13 protein-coding genes are annotated in these 18,655 nt (G+C 35.2%); 3 read left to right on the forward strand and 10 right to left on the reverse strand.

From position 1 onward, the window contains the following. Positions 1-84 precede the first annotated feature (84 nt). The 3 genes from DF947_RS02335 to gyrA form a co-directional block, all read right to left on the reverse strand. Positions 85-1,230, reverse strand: a complete 1,146-nt coding sequence (locus DF947_RS02335) for a tetratricopeptide repeat protein (protein WP_109928495.1) — start codon at positions 1,228-1,230, stop codon at positions 85-87. A gap of 105 nt (positions 1,231-1,335) precedes the next feature. Beyond that, complete coding sequence (locus DF947_RS02340) at positions 1,336-2,436, reverse strand: tetratricopeptide repeat protein (protein WP_109928067.1); 1,101 nt, start codon at positions 2,434-2,436, stop codon at positions 1,336-1,338. A 30-nt stretch (positions 2,437-2,466) separates the two neighbouring features. Next, positions 2,467-5,061 (reverse strand): DNA gyrase subunit A, encoded by a 2,595-nt coding sequence (gene gyrA / locus DF947_RS02345; RefSeq protein WP_109928068.1) that lies wholly within the window; start codon positions 5,059-5,061, stop codon positions 2,467-2,469. Between the two features lie 263 nt (positions 5,062-5,324). On the opposite strand from gyrA, the gene DF947_RS02350 reads away from it, so the two are divergent. Then, positions 5,325-6,536 carry a TCR/Tet family MFS transporter gene (locus DF947_RS02350; RefSeq protein ID WP_109928069.1) on the forward strand — a complete coding sequence of 404 codons (1,212 nt, stop codon included), beginning with the start codon at positions 5,325-5,327 and terminating at the stop codon, positions 6,534-6,536. Here the strand turns inward: DF947_RS02350 and DF947_RS22165 are convergent. Next, on the reverse strand, positions 6,533-6,982 hold the full coding sequence (locus DF947_RS22165) for a hypothetical protein (protein ID WP_158526217.1): 450 nt from the start codon (positions 6,980-6,982) through the stop codon (positions 6,533-6,535). The genes DF947_RS02350 and DF947_RS22165 overlap by 4 nt on opposite strands. 331 nt (positions 6,983-7,313) lie before the next feature. Then, complete coding sequence (locus DF947_RS02360; RefSeq protein WP_109928071.1) at positions 7,314-8,666, reverse strand: PhoH family protein; 1,353 nt, start codon at positions 8,664-8,666, stop codon at positions 7,314-7,316. A 727-nt stretch (positions 8,667-9,393) separates the two neighbouring features. On the opposite strand from DF947_RS02360, the gene DF947_RS02365 reads away from it, so the two are divergent. Next, a complete protein-coding gene (locus DF947_RS02365; RefSeq protein WP_109928072.1) occupies positions 9,394-11,553 on the forward strand; it encodes an FUSC family protein in 2,160 nt (719 codons plus the stop codon). On the opposite strand, the gene DF947_RS02370 is transcribed toward DF947_RS02365, so the two are convergent. From DF947_RS02370 to DF947_RS02380, 3 genes are read right to left on the reverse strand one after another with little or no spacing between them, the layout of a single operon-like run. Beyond that, entirely contained in the window at positions 11,550-11,987 is a 438-nt protein-coding gene (locus DF947_RS02370; protein WP_109928073.1) for a hypothetical protein, read from the reverse strand. The two genes, DF947_RS02365 and DF947_RS02370, sit on opposite strands and share 4 nt — an antisense overlap. A gap of 4 nt (positions 11,988-11,991) precedes the next feature. Then, positions 11,992-12,987 carry a PorP/SprF family type IX secretion system membrane protein gene (locus DF947_RS02375; RefSeq protein ID WP_109928074.1) on the reverse strand — a complete coding sequence of 332 codons (996 nt, stop codon included), beginning with the start codon at positions 12,985-12,987 and terminating at the stop codon, positions 11,992-11,994. Continuing rightward, entirely contained in the window at positions 12,987-15,380 is a 2,394-nt protein-coding gene (locus DF947_RS02380; RefSeq protein WP_109928075.1) for a gliding motility-associated C-terminal domain-containing protein, read from the reverse strand. The genes DF947_RS02375 and DF947_RS02380 overlap by 1 nt, the downstream gene beginning before the upstream one ends. A gap of 383 nt (positions 15,381-15,763) precedes the next feature. On the opposite strand from DF947_RS02380, the gene DF947_RS02385 reads away from it, so the two are divergent. Beyond that, positions 15,764-16,174: an organic hydroperoxide resistance protein gene (locus DF947_RS02385; RefSeq protein WP_109928496.1), complete on the forward strand. Its 411-nt coding sequence runs from the start codon at positions 15,764-15,766 to the stop codon at positions 16,172-16,174. A 64-nt stretch (positions 16,175-16,238) separates the two neighbouring features. Here the strand turns inward: DF947_RS02385 and bioB are convergent, their stop codons facing one another. Together bioB and mgtE are read right to left on the reverse strand one after the other, a co-directional pair. Beyond that, complete coding sequence (bioB, locus tag DF947_RS02390) at positions 16,239-17,240, reverse strand: biotin synthase BioB (RefSeq protein ID WP_109928076.1); 1,002 nt, start codon at positions 17,238-17,240, stop codon at positions 16,239-16,241. Between the two features lie 45 nt (positions 17,241-17,285). Next, positions 17,286-18,635: a magnesium transporter gene (gene mgtE / locus DF947_RS02395; protein WP_109928077.1), complete on the reverse strand. Its 1,350-nt coding sequence runs from the start codon at positions 18,633-18,635 to the stop codon at positions 17,286-17,288. Between the last annotated feature and the right edge of the window lie 20 nt (positions 18,636-18,655).

The raw sequence follows: 18,655 nt of genomic DNA on the forward strand, positions 1-18,655 counted from the left end.
AATTATAGTTTGTCTTATAATTAATATTATGTTAAGTTGGATTTTATACAGTTAACCCTATCCACTAGATTAATTGCTAATCCCTTAAAATTCCTGAAGTTTTCTTTTAAGCTCCTGAACTTTATCCTGAGCATTTTTACGGGTGTAAATATCGATAAGCAACTGAGCCGTCTTCTTATCATTTGGATTAATCTCATTTGCTCTTTGTAAAGCAAATTGTGCTCTATTAATTAAGGCGCTATATTTAGAAGTCTTGTCAGCTTCATTTTTCCTTAAAGTTTCATTTGCGGTATTAATATAGGCCAAACTTAGCTGGTACAGTGCATCAAAATAATTTTGATCTGTGGCCAAGGCTTTATCATAAGCTAAAATAGCTGTAGAATTATTTCCATTAACTTGCTGTAAGTAACCATATAGAAAATATAATAGCTTACTTCCTTTTTCTACTTTTAAATTATTCTCTATAAGTCCTGTGGCTTTTCCATAATTTTCAGTATCAAGCAAAAGATTTATATAATCATTGGTTAAGGCATGATGGTAAGGATTTAAAACCAAGCCGTCTTCCAGCACTTTAATTGCAGTTTCATTATCAAGTTTGGAAACATACATTTGAGAAAGCTTTTGGTAAACAGATGGATTTCTGATTCCAAATTCCTGTGCCCTTCTAAAATATTTAACCGCTTCATCATACGATTGGATATTAAGTGCACAAATGGCCGTATTTAAAGCCAATGAAGTATCTGCCGGAAAGCTATCGCTAACTTCTCTTAGGTCTTCATATGCTTCCTTAAAATCATTATTAAAATAAGCAGATGTACCCTTATCTTGCTTTTTGATCAAGATATTATGGTTTGAAGCCTTTATTAATCCAGAATTGTCTTCATACTTATCTAAGCTTTTCGCTTTTTTAACGGCCTCTAAAGCAGTATTATAATATTTATCAGCATTGTTGGGATCTGTATCGATTATAGAAGCGAAAGATGTTAGGTAAGCTTTGATAGACCAGGTTTCTGACCAGTTTTTTGTTTTTCTGTCGTTTTCTGCCGATTCAATTGATTTTAAACCTTCTGTGATGATGTTTAATTGTTTTTTTTCATCTTCTTTATTGGCAATAGAAGCTTGCAACTTCCCTACCGAATTACGAGCTACCAATATTTGACTTTTTTGTGCAACTGCAGAAAAAGAAATGAAAGCTAAAATTATAAATGAAAGTTTGAAACGATTTTGCATAGGATAAATTTGAAATCTATTAGGATTAAAACTTACTGATACGGTAAAAATAAACATAAAAAAAAGACCCCCGAAATTTCAGAGGTCTTTTTTTACGATTGGCAATTACTGTTTTGGTGATTCCTTCGGTAATGCATCTAAACGTTTTTTAACATCTTCGTAGTTTTTAGTATCATTTCTGAAAGCATAAATCGTTTTCAGTGTTTCTAAAGCACCTTGATTTTTAGGGTCAATCTCAATTGCTTTTTTATAATATGGAAGAGATTTATCTAGCAGACCATTCATTTTAGTGGTTACTTCATTAAACTCTTTAACCTTTTTAGCATCTATTTTATTACGATCTCCTTGCAATTTCAAGGCTTGGGTAAAGTAAATGTTCCCCAATAAAACCTGGTAATTTGGATTGGTAGGCTCTTTAACCGCAAGTGCATTTAACATTTGTTCCGATTTAGCCGCATCTCCCCTGTTGATGTAGATTTGAGTTTCAGACTTGATGAAATCTGCATTCTCAGGATATTTTGCAATTGCTTCTTTTAAAATTTCCAATCCAGCAGTTGTATCTTTTTGCTTTGCTAAAGTAATATCGATTAATTCAGCATATAACTCTTTAGATTGTGGTGAATTCAAAGAAATCACTTTTTTAAACTGAGTAATGGTGTTTGGATAATCGTTTAAATTTCTAGCTGCAATACCTGCATTCAAATACATTGCCGTATCTTGAGGGTTAAGCACTGTAGATTGAACAAATTTAGCGTAGGCTGCTTTGTAATCTTTTTTATTATAGGCAATTACACCACCGTTTCTTACCGCATTCGCGATGTTTGTTTCAGAAGTTGCGATATTTTCTTTTTCTGAACCTTTTACATCAAGTTTTTTCGCTTCAACAAGTGCATCTTGAGCAATCTTAATGTTTGCATCAGCGTTTTCAAAACTTACTGTATCTAAAACAGCAATTGATGAGGCCATTAATGCACGGTAAGACCAAGCATCAGGCAAAACTTTCGATTTTTCATCAGCAATGGCTTTGTCTGTGTGCGCAAGGCCACCTTTTAAAGCCTCTAATTTTTTAGCCAAAGTTGTTGATGGGTTTGAGTTGGAAAATTGAAAAAGTCCCCAAGACTTTTTTGCCTCCGCAATCTCACTTTTCTGAGCAAATGCAAAGCTAACTACACCTGCTAAAATTATACTTAGAACTACTCTTTTCATAAAATTATTATTCTATTCTTATTTATTGGATTAATTTTCGTCTTCCGTTTCGTTATCTGATTCCCCTTCTTCTTCATCAGTTTCGTCTGCTTCTGCAGTTGGATCGGCTTCTACTTCTTCTCCATCAACAACTAATACTTCAGCCAAATCAACTGTTTCTTCTTCATCCTCTTCGTGATCAATTTTAGTTACCGATGCAATCTCATCATCCCCTTTAAGTGATATTAAACGAACGCCTTGAGTGGCACGTCCCATAACTCTTAATGCAGAAACAGGGATTCTGATTACAATACCCGATCTGTTGATGATCATTAAATCTTCGCTATCAGTAACGTCTTTAATCGAAACTAATTGTCCGGTTTTTTCTGTAACGTTAATTGTTTTTACACCCTTACCACCACGGTTTGTTACACGGTAATCTTCAATATCCGTACGTTTTCCGTATCCTTTTTCTGATACAACCAACACCGTAACTTCTGGATTGTTTACAGCAATCATGCCAACTACTTCATCCTTATCGTGTGCCAATCTAACACCACGTACACCTGTGGCTGTTCTACCCATTGGGCGAACGGTACTTTCATTGAAACGAATTGCTCTTCCAGAACGTAAAGCCATTACAATTTCGCTCTGTCCGTTAGTTAAACAAGCTTCCAACAATACATCGCCATCATTGATGTTGATTGCGTTAATACCATTAACACGCGGACGAGAATAAGCCTCGAGAGAAGTTTTCTTAATGGTACCTTTTTTAGTACACATAATGATGAAATTGTTCTCTAAATACTCTTGATCTTTAAGGTTTTTAACTTTAATGTAAGCCTTAATTTTCTCGTCTTTCGGAATATTAATAATATTTTGAATCGCTCTTCCTTTACTGGTTCTAGAACCCTCCGGAATTTCGTATACCCTTAACCAGAAACATCTTCCAGCTTCGGTAAAGAATAACATATAATTGTGGTTAGTGGCCACAAGCATGTGTTCAATAAAATCTTCATTTCTTGAGGTGCTGCCTTTTGATCCTTTTCCACCTCTACCCTGCGCTCTAAATTCGGTTGCCGGTGTACGTTTAACGTAACCTTCATGAGAGATCGTTATCACCACTTCTTCATCATCGATGAAATCTTCCATGCTCATATCTTCAGCAGAGTGAACAATGGTTGTTTTACGTTCATCGCCAAATTTCTGCTTCACTTCTTCTAATTCATCTTTGATGATCTGCATACGCAAACCTTCATCGTCTAAAATAGATTTCAAATATTCGATGGTTTTCATCAATTCAGCATACTCTTCTTTAATTTTATCACGCTCTAGTCCTGTTAAACGACGCAATGTCATATCCAGGATTGCACGAGCTTGAATGTCGCTCAATCCGAATTTTTCCATTAAGCCAACACGAGCTTCTTCAGGCGTTTCTGATGCACGGATTAATTTAATTACTTCATCTAAATGATCTAGCGCAATTAAATATCCTTCTAAAATATGAGCACGTTTTTCAGCCTCAGCCAATTCATATTTAGTTCGGCGAATAACAACATCATGACGGTGATCTACGAAATGCACAATTAAATCTTTCAGATTTAACATTTGCGGACGTCCTTTAACCAACGCAATGTTATTTACACTGAAAGAAGTTTGTAGAGCGGTATACTTATATAGGTTATTTAAAACGATAGATGCATTTGCATCGCGTTTAATTTCGTAAACGATGCGAATACCATCTTTATTTGATTCATCTTTAATGTTCGAAATGCCTTCCAGTTTTTTCTCGCCAACCAATTCAGCAGTACGCTCAATCATTTGCGCTTTGTTAACCTGGTAAGGGATTTCGGTAACGATGATTACTTCACGATCTTTAAGGTTTTCGATTTCTGCTTTAGCACGCATCACTATACGTCCACGACCAGTTTCGAAAGCCTCTTTAACGCCAGTATAACCATAAATAATACCACCCGTTGGAAAATCTGGAGCTTTGACAAACTTCATTAATTCCTCGATAGTGATATCGCGGTTATCAATGTAATTTACAATACCGTCAATACATTCCGTTAAGTTATGTGGCGCCATATTAGTTGCCATACCTACCGCAATACCACTAGATCCATTAACTAAAAGGTTAGGGATTTTTGCTGGTAAAACCGTTGGCTCTTGTAGGGTATCATCAAAGTTTAACTGAAAATCTACGGTATCTTTGTTGATGTCGGCAAGCATTTCTTCAGCAATTTTCGAAAAACGTGCTTCGGTATAACGCATTGCTGCAGGTGAATCACCATCAATGTGACCAAAGTTTCCCTGGCCGTCTACCATCGGGTAACGTAAGCTCCAATCCTGAGCCATACGAACCATAGTAAAATATACTGATGCATCACCATGTGGGTGATATTTACCCAAAACCTCACCCACAATACGGGCAGATTTTTTATGTGGTTTATTACTTGTTACACCAAGATCGAGCATCCCATATAAAACACGGCGGTGAACTGGTTTTAATCCATCGCGTACATCAGGCAAAGCCCTTGATACGATTACCGACATTGAATAGTCAATGTAGGCCGATTTCATCTGCTCCTCTATATTAATTTGGATGATTTTGTCGTTTTGTTGATTTTCTAAATCTTCTGCCATAAATTATTATTCTCGTTATCAAAAACGATGTTTCAAAAAGGTATTGTTATAACCTTGCGAATTTAACAAAAATATGCCGAAATAAGGCATTGTGGAAAAGTTTTGGACATTAGTAAAGCTTTTGAGATGACACATTTTTTTTATGTTCTTAAACAGCCATTTAAATGATTTTTATTTGGAAAGCACGCTAAGGAATATCTATCGGCCAACTTTAACATCATTAAATAAATATTCTATTTTTGTTGTATAACCCAATTATATAAATGGCAAAGCAAAAACAATCTGCGATGATCTTTATCATGATCACCCTTTTAATTGATTGTACCGGATTCGGAATCATTATCCCAGTTTTACCCAATCTAATTAAGGAATTTACAGGTGGAAGCACCAGTGTGGCGGCCGATTATGGTGGTTACCTGATGGTTGCATTTGCCTTACCTCAATTTATTTTTTCGCCAATATTGGGTGGATTGAGCGATAAATATGGCCGCAGACCAATATTGCTGTTTTCGTTGTTTGGCTTGGGGATGGATTATCTCTTTCTTTCTTTTGCTCCATCAATTTTTTGGTTCTTTATCGGACGAATTATAGCTGGTATTACTGGGGCAAGTTTTACTACGGGAATGGCATACATAGCTGATATATCTACACCTGAGAAAAAAGCTCAGAATTTCGGCATGGTTGGCGCAGCATTCGGCTTAGGTTTTATATTAGGTTCAGTTGGCGGTGGGTTATTGAGCCATTTTGGATTACGTGTACCATTTATGGTTGCGGCCGGTTTATCCCTGGTAAATTGGCTATATGGTTATTTCATTCTGCCCGAATCTTTATCGAAAGAAAAGCGAAGGGATTTTTCTTGGAAAAGAGCCAATCCAGTTGGGTCTTTTATAAATGCTTCTAAATACCCTGCTATTTTGGGATTATTGGCGACACTGCTGTTATTGTACATTGCAAGCCATTCTGTACAATCCAATTGGTCTTATTACGTAATTGAGAAATTTCAATGGACGCCCACTATGATCGGATATTCTTTGGCCGTAGTGGGCATTATGGTTGCCTTAGTTCAAGGCGGCTTGATTCGTTTTATTATTCCGAAAATAGGAAATCGGAAAGCAATTTATTTTGGATTAACACTTTATGTAATTGGTTTTGTGTGTTTTGCATTTGCTGCTAATGGTTTAATGATGATGTTGTTTATCATTCCATATTGTTTGGCTGGGATTGGCGGTCCTGCAATGCAGAGTATTATTTCCAATCAGGTTCCGGAAAATGCTCAGGGCGAAATTCAGGGTATTACCACAAGCTTACAAAGTTTGGCGGCCATCATCGGCCCCTTTCTGGCAAGCCATATTTTCGTTTATTTTATTCAGAACGGAACACCATTATATTTTCCGGGTGCGCCATTTATTTTAAGTGCATTTTTAACATTAATTGGGCTTTTTATCGCCATTAGAGCATTAAGAAAATATCACTAAGCTTTTATTATTTTATATTCATTGTAGGCCATAACAGTATTGTAAACTAACAGTACGATCCCTTCGTAATTAATTAAATCCTTTATTTTAAGATTGAGAGCAGTTGTGGTGATAAAGACCAATAAAATTAATCCTATTGAGATAAAAAAGGATGTTTTGAATGATCTATAAAGCATCGACAGCCTAAAAATGGTTTGTTTTTTAAACAGCTCAGGATCTTTAATCAATTTTATTACACAGCCGAAAATATAGATAACGGTTAGCGCAATATACACATCAGAGACTACGCCTTGATTCAAATCTGGAATAACTAGATATTTTTCGTGTATAAATATCCAAATCACAATTAAGCAAAGGAATAACTTTACCAGTTGCCAGTTTTTACCTATTAAAAACCAATTAAGCCAATCGTTTTGTCCGTTAAGCTTGGCCTGTTCGATTTTCATAATGTGCTCTTCAGAAATTGGTAAAAAAGGGTTTATGTAACTGATAATCAGAATTAATATACAGATATAAAACTGAAAAAATCCATCGTTCATTAACACATGAATTTTTGTTCTGGTTAAAAAAATTGGGCTAAAACAAGAAAAAATTAGCAGTGCAATTATGGTTAGGTGAAAAACCAAAGGGTAATAATTGGTAATGGAGTTGCCAGAAACTTCAACTGGTTTAATATCCTTGGCAACATGCTTGCCAGCAAACCTGATTAATATTACAAAAATAATTAATGATATACCCAAGCTACCTTATTGGTTAGTGAGGTGCGAATTTAATAAATTACAATAATTCATTAGCCAAGTTGGCAAGTTCGCTCCGCTCCCCTTTATGCAAAGTAATGTGCGCATAGAGCGGATGGTTTTTGGCATTCTCTATCAAATAGGATAAACCATTACTTTCTGAATCCAAATATGGTGTATCGATCTGGTAAATATCGCCCGTAAAAACCACTTTTGTATGTTCACCAGCCCGGGAGATTATGGTTTTCACCTCATGAGGAGTTAAATTTTGAGCTTCATCTATAATAAAGAAAATTTTGGTTAGGGTTCTTCCCCTAATAAAAGCTAAAGGAGCAATCGCTATTTTTTCGGTCGAGATTAATTCATCAATTTTTGCAGACATTTTTTCATCACCAATAAACTGTTCTTTTATAAAGCGAAGATTATCCCAAATGGGCGCCATAAAGGGATCGGTTTTAGATTTGGCATCGCCAGGTAAAAAGCCAATATCCTTGTTGCTGAGTGAAACTATTGGCCGGGTTACATAAATCTGTCGGAAGTTTTTGCGCTGTTCTAGCGCACTGGCAAGTGCCAATAATGTTTTACCTGTTCCGGCATTTCCCTGAATACTCACCAGCTTGATTTCGGGATCTAAAAGCGCATTAATGGCAAAGGCTTGTTCGATATTTTTGGGCTTAATTTTAAAAATGGCATCTGTAGAAACCGAGGAAAGTGTTTTTAAATTATGATTGTAAAATACATTTGCCGTTTTTCGTTTATTTTTCAGGATATAAAAATGGTTTCCTGTTTTTGCAGGCAATTCAACTTCTGCCGAACTGATGGATCGATTCTTTTTAATGTCATCAATAACTGATTCAGAGAAATTGCCAATTTCGGTTTTACCCGCATAAAGCTCATCTACATTCTTGATTTTACCTGTTTCGTAGTCTTCTGCGTTGAGGTCTAATGCCTTTGCCTTTAATCTTAAACATATATCTTTTGATACAAGAACAACCCTTTTATCTGGGTTTTCTTCCTTCAAACTTAATGCGGCATTTAAAATCTTATGGTCGGTTTTTCCTTTTCCATATACCTCTTCTGCATCAATTTTTAAAGGTTTCTCATTTAAAACCACTTTAAATTTCCCGCTGTTCGAACCTTTTAGGGCTATCCAATCACTAATTAGTTTTTGCTTTGATGTTTCGTCAATTAAACGAATAAAGCTTCTAGCTTCAAAATTTCGGGTATCATTGCCACTCTTAAAGTTATCCAACTCTTCCAAAACCTGAATCGGAATAGCGACATCATGTTCATGAAAATTATTTATTGCATCGTGATCGTATAAAATAACTGAAGTATCTAGAACGAATATTTTTTTTGATGAAATAGCAACTGATTTACCTTTTTTGGCCATAAGGTAAATTTAAGATTTCTTTGATTAATACCTTAAAGAATTTTAGACATAAAAAAAACGGGGTTCTTCTTCTTGCGATTCAGTTCCCCGTTTTAACTTTAAAAACAACCATAGTTGCATTTTAAAGCATCTAATCTCTGTAGCTTTGATTTTTCCGTTATCGTTAGGTTTTGCAACTTTTGCGATTCGTGAAAATTTATTTCCAACTGCTTCCTTCCGTAAAATTCTTCAGTATTCAATAATTTCTGTTAGGTCTTGCAATTTTCACATTTTCCATCTTGCGATATCCAATGTATATTCTTACTCGGTTTAACCCTTTCTGAAATTAATCGTTTTCCTTGTTAAGTATATCCGAAATATTTTACCTTTCGGTTCTTTATCTCTTTTGGATTGTCTTGTCAGAATTCAAAGTACTTCGTATTTGATATAATCTAATTTAGCACTAAATGGCTTTCCTGTCAAGAGAAAAGTTATTGTTTTTATAAACAATGTTATCCACCTAAAAATCAGTGTTGTTAACATTTGAAAAGCACTAAATTCTCATAATTTTTATCAATAGTGTCACTTTCTTAAACTTTATCAACAAATCCGTTTTGGGTTCTTATTAACAAAGACATCCGTTTCAGGAATTTTTATATTGTTCCATTTCTGCTTAAAAGGCGAAAAACTTTAAAAAGTTAATTTAAAATCTCAACAAAAAGCATGGCTAATATGTTATTTTTGTACCATGCAGATTAGGCAACCCATTAGAAACATTCAAGATTTTTTATTGAGTACGTATTTTGCCGATGGCTTGCGCATAACAATTGGTGTTCTCCTTCCGTCTTTAATTTTAGCCCAATTCGGAATGCTGAAATATGGGATGACGCTTTCGCTCGGTGCCCTGTGTGTAAGTGTTGTAGATAGCCCAGGACCAATGGTTCATAGGCGCAATGCAATGCTGATTACTACAGTTTTAATCTTCGTATTTTCTATTCTTACGGGTTTAACCAACAAGAACCACTACTTTATTGGCTTTTTACTGGCAGTATCAAGTTTCATATTCTCCATGTTTTACATATATGGAATAAGGGCAGCAGCAATTGGTACCGCCGTTTTACTTATTATTGTTTTAAGTATTGATGATATTCGCCCTTGGCAGGATGTTCTAACTCATGGTCTAATGGTATTAGCCGGAAGTCTTTGGTATACCGGATTAAGTTATTTTGTTTATAGACTTCGCCCCTTTAGGTTGGTTCAACAATCGCTTAGCGATTCTATTTTAGAAGTTGCAGAATTTTTAAGAGAGAAAGCAAAATTTTATCATCATAATAATAACTACGAAAAAACCTATGCAGATTTATTACAGTTGCAGGTTTCTGTACATGAAAAGCAAGATGCCGTTAGGGAATTGCTATTTAGGACCAGAGAAATTGTAAGAGATTCTACCCCAGAAGGTAGATTTTTATTGTTGGTATTTGTGGATATGGTCGATCTGTTTGAACAGGTTATGTCTACCTATTATAACTATCAGCAACTGCATGATCAATTTGATAAATCAGGGATTCTGCCAGATTATGAAATGGCGATTAAAAGAATTTCTTATGCGTTAGATGACATTGCTTTTGCATTAAAAAGCGGCGGAAAGCCTGTTATTTCAAAGAGATTGTTAATTGAGGTTGAAAGACTTAAGGTTAAAATAAATGATTTAGAAAAAAACAATACCAATCAAGAATATAATACCATTGGTATAATCGCCCTAAAAAATATTGAGGTTAATATCGAAAATATTTTAGCCCGGGTTAAAACCATTTATAGTTATTTTAAAATTAGAACAAGCAAGGATATTCGTCAGGCTGAGGTGGATACCGAGAAATTTATTACCAGACAAAAATTCGATTTTAGTTTATTTACCGAAAATCTAACTTATAGTTCATCTACTTTTAGGCATTCGTTAAGGGTAACCGTTGTAATGCTTTTGGGTTTTGTGGTTTCGCAATTATTAAATTTTTCTCATAGTTACTGGATTTTACTAACCATTCTGGTGATTTCAAAACCTGGCTTTAGTTTAACCAAAGAAAGAAATTATCAGAGGTTGATTGGCACAACCGTAGGTGCTTTTATTGGTATGGCCGTAGTCACTTACATTCATGATAAGAATTCTCTGTTTGTTATATTGCTGATTTGCATGATTGGCTGTTACAGTTTTCAAAGAAAAAATTATGTTGTGAGTGTATTATTTATGACACCCTATATTCTAATTCTTTTTGACTTTTTGGGAATGGGATCTATAGCATTGGCCCGCGAAAGAATTTACGACACCTTTATCGGTTCAGGAATTGCACTTTTAGCCAGCTATTCGCTTTTCCCAACTTGGGAGCATGAAAAGGTAAAAGAAGCCATGCTGAATATCCTCAAAGCAAATAAGGCATACTATGATCAAGTTGTAAAATTATATTTCGAAAAAAACTATAACCGAACGGAATATAAACTCGCACGCAAAGAAGTTTATGTAAGTACAGCAAATCTGGCCTCACTTTTTCAAAGAATGTTTTCCGAGCCAAAAAGCAAACAATTGTTTATTAAGGAGATTCATCAGTTTACAGCACTGAGCCATCTTTTGTCTTCCTATATTGCAACGTTATCACTCTATAATAAGGAGCACGAATTTACTTTCGAGAGTTTCGAGGCATTAAAACCCATGTCAAATAATACCACTTATTTATTGGATGTATCCATCGAAAATCTTTTGCAAGGAAAAGATACGGTTGATAATGTGCCGTTAATAAGATTGAATGATAGTGGAATATCCATTAAAAAAGGAGAAGATTTGGTGCCAGAACAATTTGATCTAATTCAGAAAGTGGCTTATGATATTTATAAGTTATCCGTAAAAATTAAACTTTAGTTTTTTGCAATAAAATCCTTTATACTACAGGCATTAAACGGCAATGAGAATTGAGTTCCATTATCCATTTTAAAAATTATGATGGCTTCGCATGGGATTTTTTTATCCATTAGGTCTTTTTTACTAATACTGATGGGATAAAACTTTTGCTCTGGATTATCAGAATGAACAACGTCTGCCCTATCCTTAAACTTCAGCTTAAATTCCAATGCTCCGGATATTATAGAGATTTTATCTATTTTGCTAAAATTTGTATTTGAGGTGAAATTGATCAGTAACTGATTGTCTTCTAGATTTTTAATATCCTTAAACAATTCAAAAGCATAATAACTTTTATCATCTCGATAATACTGATAATCGATGCTTTGCTTTAATTGGCCATAAGATATTTTGCCTAAAGCGAGTAAGAAAAAAATAATTATGGATGTTTTCATAGGATTAAAATTTAGGGCACGGCACTTTAAAACCCTTAAAATTATTGTGTCTATAAATTAAGGAAAGCTCATAGGTTCTGGGCGTTGCGCTCAACAACTTATTTCCGTAAACGGTGTAGTTCATACCGGCGGTGACATGGCCTAAACTTAGGCCTAGATATGGGTAATAGGACGATTCGTTAAATTTATACCAAAGGCCAAAATTTAATTTTATGCTGGTTTGATCGTTTGGTTTAAAGCCTATTACAGTTCCGAATAAAGTGTCCTTGTTGTTTTTTTGTTGGTTATAAATGCTTGTGAAATTTAAATCTACAAAGTCATTAAGTAAGTACAACATACCAAAGTTTACAGTTTTTCTGAACGGAACAATCTCGTTGCTATTGTTTAATAAACTTTCTGATGGTTTTGTTAAATGATATTGGGCGTAACCTAAGGCAAAACTCACTCGATCAAAGGTAGCAGAGAAATTAGCACCTAAATTTAAATCGAAATAGGATGTCTTGTCATTTCTTAAATCTAAAAAGTTTGGCATAGAAGTATCAAACCCATTCCCATTAAATTGCGATGCAAATGTGAGTTTATCATAATCTAAAAATTTTGAAACATAAGACAGCTGCGGTGCTAGACCAAACTTAAATTTATGTTCAACATCCAAATATTGGTAATACGAAAAACTGGCGCTGATGTATTGGGATTTTAATGCCTTGTTAAATGATTCATCAAAGAGACCACTTAAACCGATACTGAAAATACTATTGCTAAAATTTTCATCGGCATTTAGTTTTAAATCTCCAGAAATGCTATAGGTATTATAAGGATCGCCAAGATTTCCCCACTGTTGCCTCGTGTTAAGGGCAATACGATAATCACCATCAAAAAAACCTGTATAAGCTGGGTTTAATGTTAAGGGAGATGCAAAGTATTGAGAAAACTTTGGATCTTGTGCCATACCTTTAAGTGTAATGAGGCACAAAATGAAACTGATGATCGTTTTATACATTACAAAATTAATATAGTTTTACCCTGTGATTGATATTTTCCACCCAATAAATCGATTCCATCGGCAAACCAGGAAAATGTTTCTAATGGTTGCAATTTGGTTTTAAGTTGTCCATCCCAACCGCTTGTAGCCATGTCATCAGTTTGGAAAACTAAAATTCCCCACTTATTGTAAACCTTAAAACTCAACAGTTTTTGAATGCTTACAAAAAATGGATATAATCTGTTATTGTTATTTTTTTGTGGTGTAAATGCAGTTGGTACCATAATTTTTGGTGACGGAAGAATATTTAATTCTATAGCACCTGCAATAGAACAGCCCTTGTCGTTTTCTAATGCGATGTAATAAACCCCAGCTTTGTTCACCTTTGTTGGATCAGCAATTGGTTTCCTCAATAATGCATCTTCAAAATAACTTGCTTTTACATAGCCTTTACTGCCCCTTACAATTTCAGCCGAGGTTAGGTCTATAAAATCGTAATCGAAAATTGGTTTAGGCTTATTCAATACAATAATTGGGAGTGGATTTACGACTACAGTTACTTTTCCCGAAACAAAACACCCGCTCGAGTTGGTGATTTTTACATAGTAGTTTCCACTTTCGGAAACCTGTTTTGGGTTTGTAACTTTTGTGGTTAATGCCTGATCAGTGAAATATGAATAAGTAACGCCAGCCGTTGTTCCGTTATAAAGTGAAGGATTTGTGATATCTACTTTTTCCGGAAAGCAAACTGGAAGGGGATTCGTCATGACCAAAACAGGTAGTTCATTTACTACTACATCAATTTTATCTGATACAATGCATCCTTTGTTATTAATTGCTTTAATATAATAAGTGCCAGATTGATTGATATTTTTTGGATCTGTAACGGCCTTGGTTAAATTAACATCGCTATAATAACTAAGGATAAGATCTTGATCACTGCCCAAAAAATTATTTCCACTACTCAAATCTATTTTGCCTGGAAAACAAACTGCACTTGGGTTTGTAATTTTCAACAATGGCTTCGGATTGATTACAACATCAACAGGAAGTATTTTAGAGCAATTAAAAGTATTAACCAATTTTACGAAATACCTTCCCGAAGTATTTATTTTGGAAGGATTTGCCAGTACTTTGCTTGCATTAGCATCAGTATAATAACTTCTGGATACGTCGGTTAAATTACCCTCGTAAATTTCATCCTTCGTTAAATCTACAGTTTCCGTATAACAAACCGGTTCTGGGTTTTTAACAATAATGTTGGCAATATCAAAAACAGAAATATCTATTGAGGCTACACTTTCGCATCCTTTATAATTTGTTGCCAAAACATAATACGTAGCATTTTCATGCACCTTAGTTGTGCCAGTAATTAACTGGGTTAAATCCTTATCGGCATAAACGAGGTAAGTAAAATCTGGAGATTTGTTTAGTATATAATCTGTTGAGGTTAAATCAATTTCCGCATCCTGACAAATTGTAGTTTTAGATAATAATTGAAGTTCGTAATCTACGCTATGAACCACTGCACTAACCGTACTTGGGCAACCATACCCATCGTAAGGGATTAAATCCAAAAATATTTTAGTTCCTTCTGGCGGAGTAGGCTTAATAGTTAATGCCTGTCCGGAGCCATATTGTACACTTCTGTCTTCATTAAACCAATTGTAATCTTTAAATCCGCTCGGGCCAGAAACCCTCAATTGATCTGAGCTTTTACAATAGGTATTTCCTGCGATTAGATCGCCACAAAGATTGTTTACATCTACATAGGCATATCCAAAATGCCCGCCCAAGGTACAATCGGCACTAATAAACTCGATTAAAAGCTGTTTACCCTGATATCCAGATAAATTGATCGTTACAGGACTCCAATCTTTATAAATAACGGTACTGCTTACCGTTGATTTTTTAAATCCGGGAAGCGTTGATGTAGCAATGTATTCGAAAGAAGCGCAAGGTATGTACTGATTTTTTTCTACGTCTTTAACTCTAGCAATAAACCTTGGCTGTTCTGCTGGCTGATGATTTGGATCTTCTAAAACAATTGCATATTGGTAGGTCAAGGTAAATTCTGGTCGGTTGGCTGGAACATTTATTAAATACGAAATTCCTTCAGCCTGGTTTCCTGTACCGCTGTTGCCGAGTTTGACAGAATAATTTCCCCCATTTTTTGGGATAACAGGAAAATTACCATAAGGATCTAATAGTATTTTATTGTTTAAGATTGTATGTCTGCCTACTGATGCTACAGGAATTTCTGATAAAGTAACCTGATTCTTTGAATTGATAATAGAGGTAACCCCAGTATACATTTTCCAGTTTTGAAAATTTCCATTTTCAAAACCAATATTTTCTGGACATGCTTGTGCGAATAACTTAGATGCTGAGATTAAGAATATCATCAACATCAATAACAAAATTCTATTTATCAACTTGGGAGCGATTAATTACGATTCGTAAAAATATCGATTTAGTATCTCCTTAATCAAAGCTTACATTCTCAAGCCCTGTTTTTTACACCAAACCATTTTGTCCGAAATCAGCAAAAAACAAATGAATAAACATTTTGTATGATTAGATATACATAAAATATAATTTGAATCTACACATTTATTGAAAAACTAGCTTCATTACGTTTAAAGGAAGTTTTTTGAATTTTAAGCAAGTGTAATTAGCTAAAAATTATTTTTTTACACGAAATATTGTGATGTTGATGACCAGTTTGACATCAATGAATAAAAAAACAAAGACTACCAAAAAATTGTTATTCCTACCAATTAAGAAATACATTATGGAAAAGCTATATACAGCCGAAGTAACGGCAAAAGGTGGAAGAGATGGCCATGTAAAATCGAGTGATGGGATAATTGATTTGGAACTTCGTAAGCCAAAGGAACTTGGCGGTCAAGGTGGAGCTACCAATCCCGAACAGTTATTTGCTTCAGCCTGGGGCGCTTGCTACTTGGGTGCTTTAGGTTCGGTTGCCGAACGTGAGGGTGTAGATGTTAGCGAGGCATCGGTTAATGTTTTGGTATCTTTTAATAAGGATGGAAATTCATTTGTCTTATCTGCAGATTTAGATGTTCATATTCCAGGCATTTCTCATGAAGAAGCACAATCTATATCAGAAAAAGCGCACAGAGCTTGTCCCTATTCCAAAGCAACAAAGGGAAATATTGAAGTTAGAATTACCGCCGTATAATTGCAAAAGTTTATAAACAAAAAAAGCGATCATTGGATCGCTTTTTTTGTTTAAAATTATTTTATTAAGCAATTTCTTCTGCTATTTGTGTATTCACTGGGCGACCATTTTTAAACGCATCACGGGTTTTCAAGCCCAACAGTTCAAACATGGCCATATCATCAACAAATGCCGGATTTGGTGTTGTTAATAATTTATCTCCAGCAAAAATAGAGCTTGCCCCTGCCATAAAACAAAAAGCTTGTTCTAATGTACTCATTTCATTTCTTCCTGCTGACAAACGAACAACTGAATTTGGCATTACAATCCGGGCTGTAGCAATCATTCGCACCATATCCCAAATTGGAACACGAGGCTGGTTTTCTAATGGTGTTCCTTTTACAGGAACCAAAGCATTAACAGGTACAGATTCTGGATGTTTTTCCATATTGGATAAGGTTTGCAACATAGAAATACGATCTTCTACAGTTTCGCCTAAGCCAATAATCCCCCCGCTGCAAACGGTAAGTTTTGCCTTACGTACATTTTTAATAGTATTTAAACGATCATCATAAGTCCGCGTAGAAATGATGCGTTTATAATCATCTTCAGAGGTATCGATGTTATGGTTATATGCGTATAAACCAGCATCGGCCAAGCGTTGCGCCTGGTTTTCGGTAAGCATACCTAAAGTACAGCATACTTCCATATCCATATCATTCACGGCCTTTACCATTTCGATAACACGATCAAAATCTCGGTTATCTCTAACTTCTCTCCATGCTGCACCCATGCATAAACGAGATGCACCACCTTCTTTGGCTTTAACTGCTGCGCTAACAACTTGGCTAACCTGCATTAAAGGCTGAACTTCTAATTCGGTATGATAACGTGCTGCTTGTGGGCAATAAGAACAGTCTTCGGCACAGCCTCCTGTTTTAATCGAGATTAAGGAACTTACCTGAACTTCGTTGTAATCTTTATTTTCTCTATGGATGGATGCGGCTTCATAAACCAAATCTAAAAATGGTCTATTGTAAATTTCTGATATCTCTTCTTTGGTCCAGTTGTGTCTTGTAGCTTGCATATTGGATCAGTATTTTTTGTAATTAAGGAATAATATGATCAAAGTTTATAATAATAGTTTACTGGCTAAACCTAAAATCAAAAGAAAGCCAAAAACGTCGGTAAAAGTAGTAATAATAATAGATGATGCAATGGCTGGATCGATACCAACACGTTTAAGAATTAATGGTATCCCTGCTCCTGTTATACCTGCAATAACCAAATTACCGGTCATTGCCAAGAAGATAACCAGTCCAAGCATCGGATTTCCATCAAAAAAGAAGGCAAAAATAAATACAATTAATCCGTTTGAAGCCCCGTTGATTAGGCCCACCGTAAATTCTTTTAATACTGTCCTATAAGCTTGGTTGTCGGTTAAATTGTAAAGCGAGATACGCCTAACCGTTACCGCTAATGCTTGTGTTGCTGCATTTCCGCCCATACCGGCAATAATGGTCATGTATGCGGCTAGAGATGGAATAAGTTTAATTGTAGGATCGAAGTAGCGCACAACTGATGAGGCCAAAAAAGCCGTACCCAAATTAATAATTAACCAAGGCAAACGAGATTTAACCGCCTCTACCCAGTTACCGCTCAATTCCTCATCTTCAGATACACCCGATATTTTTAAGATGTCTTCGGTACTTTCTGCTTCCATTACATCAATAACATCATCAAATGTTACCCTGCCTAATAACTTATGTTGATCATCAACTACTGGAATACTCGTTAAATTATACTGTGAAATTAAGTTGGCTACTTCTTCCTGATCGGTATTTGGACGAACGTAAACGGCGTCCATTTTAACCAGTTCGGTAATTTGGGCGTTATGTTTGGCCTTAATAATATCCTTTAAAGAAACTATTCCCTGAAAAACATCTTCATCATCTACAACGTAAATGGTGTAGAATTCTTCCATTTCTTCGCTTTGCCGTATAATTTCATCAATTGCATCTTTTTTGGTTAGGTTAATGTTTACACAGATTAAATCTGTGTTCATTAAACCACCTGCTGTTTTCTCGTCGTACGTTAATAAATTACGAATGTTGGATGCATCTTCCTCATTTAAATCTTCTAGAATTTCTTTCTGTTCGTGATCTTCAAGTTGGGAGATAATATCTGTTGCATCATCGTAGTCCAGTTCCTCAACAATTTCGGTACGCTTATCTGGATGAAGCTTAAAAAGTAAATCTTCCGGGTGGGATTCCTCGTCCATCTCAGAAATAATTTCTGAGGCAATTTCTGAAGGAAGTAAATTTATGATGTGTTGTTGCTCAGATTTATCCAAGCGTTCGAAAAGAATGGCAATTTCTGATGCATGATAATCTGCTAAAACCTCTTTGAGTGTTTCATCACCAGCTAATATTGCACTTTTAACTTTGAGTACGTCGCTTTTATCTATTTCGAATGACTGCATCTTTAACTAACCAAAAAACT

It is taken from the genome of Pedobacter paludis (assembly GCF_003173575.1).
GTDB lineage: Bacteria > Bacteroidota > Bacteroidia > Sphingobacteriales > Sphingobacteriaceae > Pedobacter > Pedobacter paludis.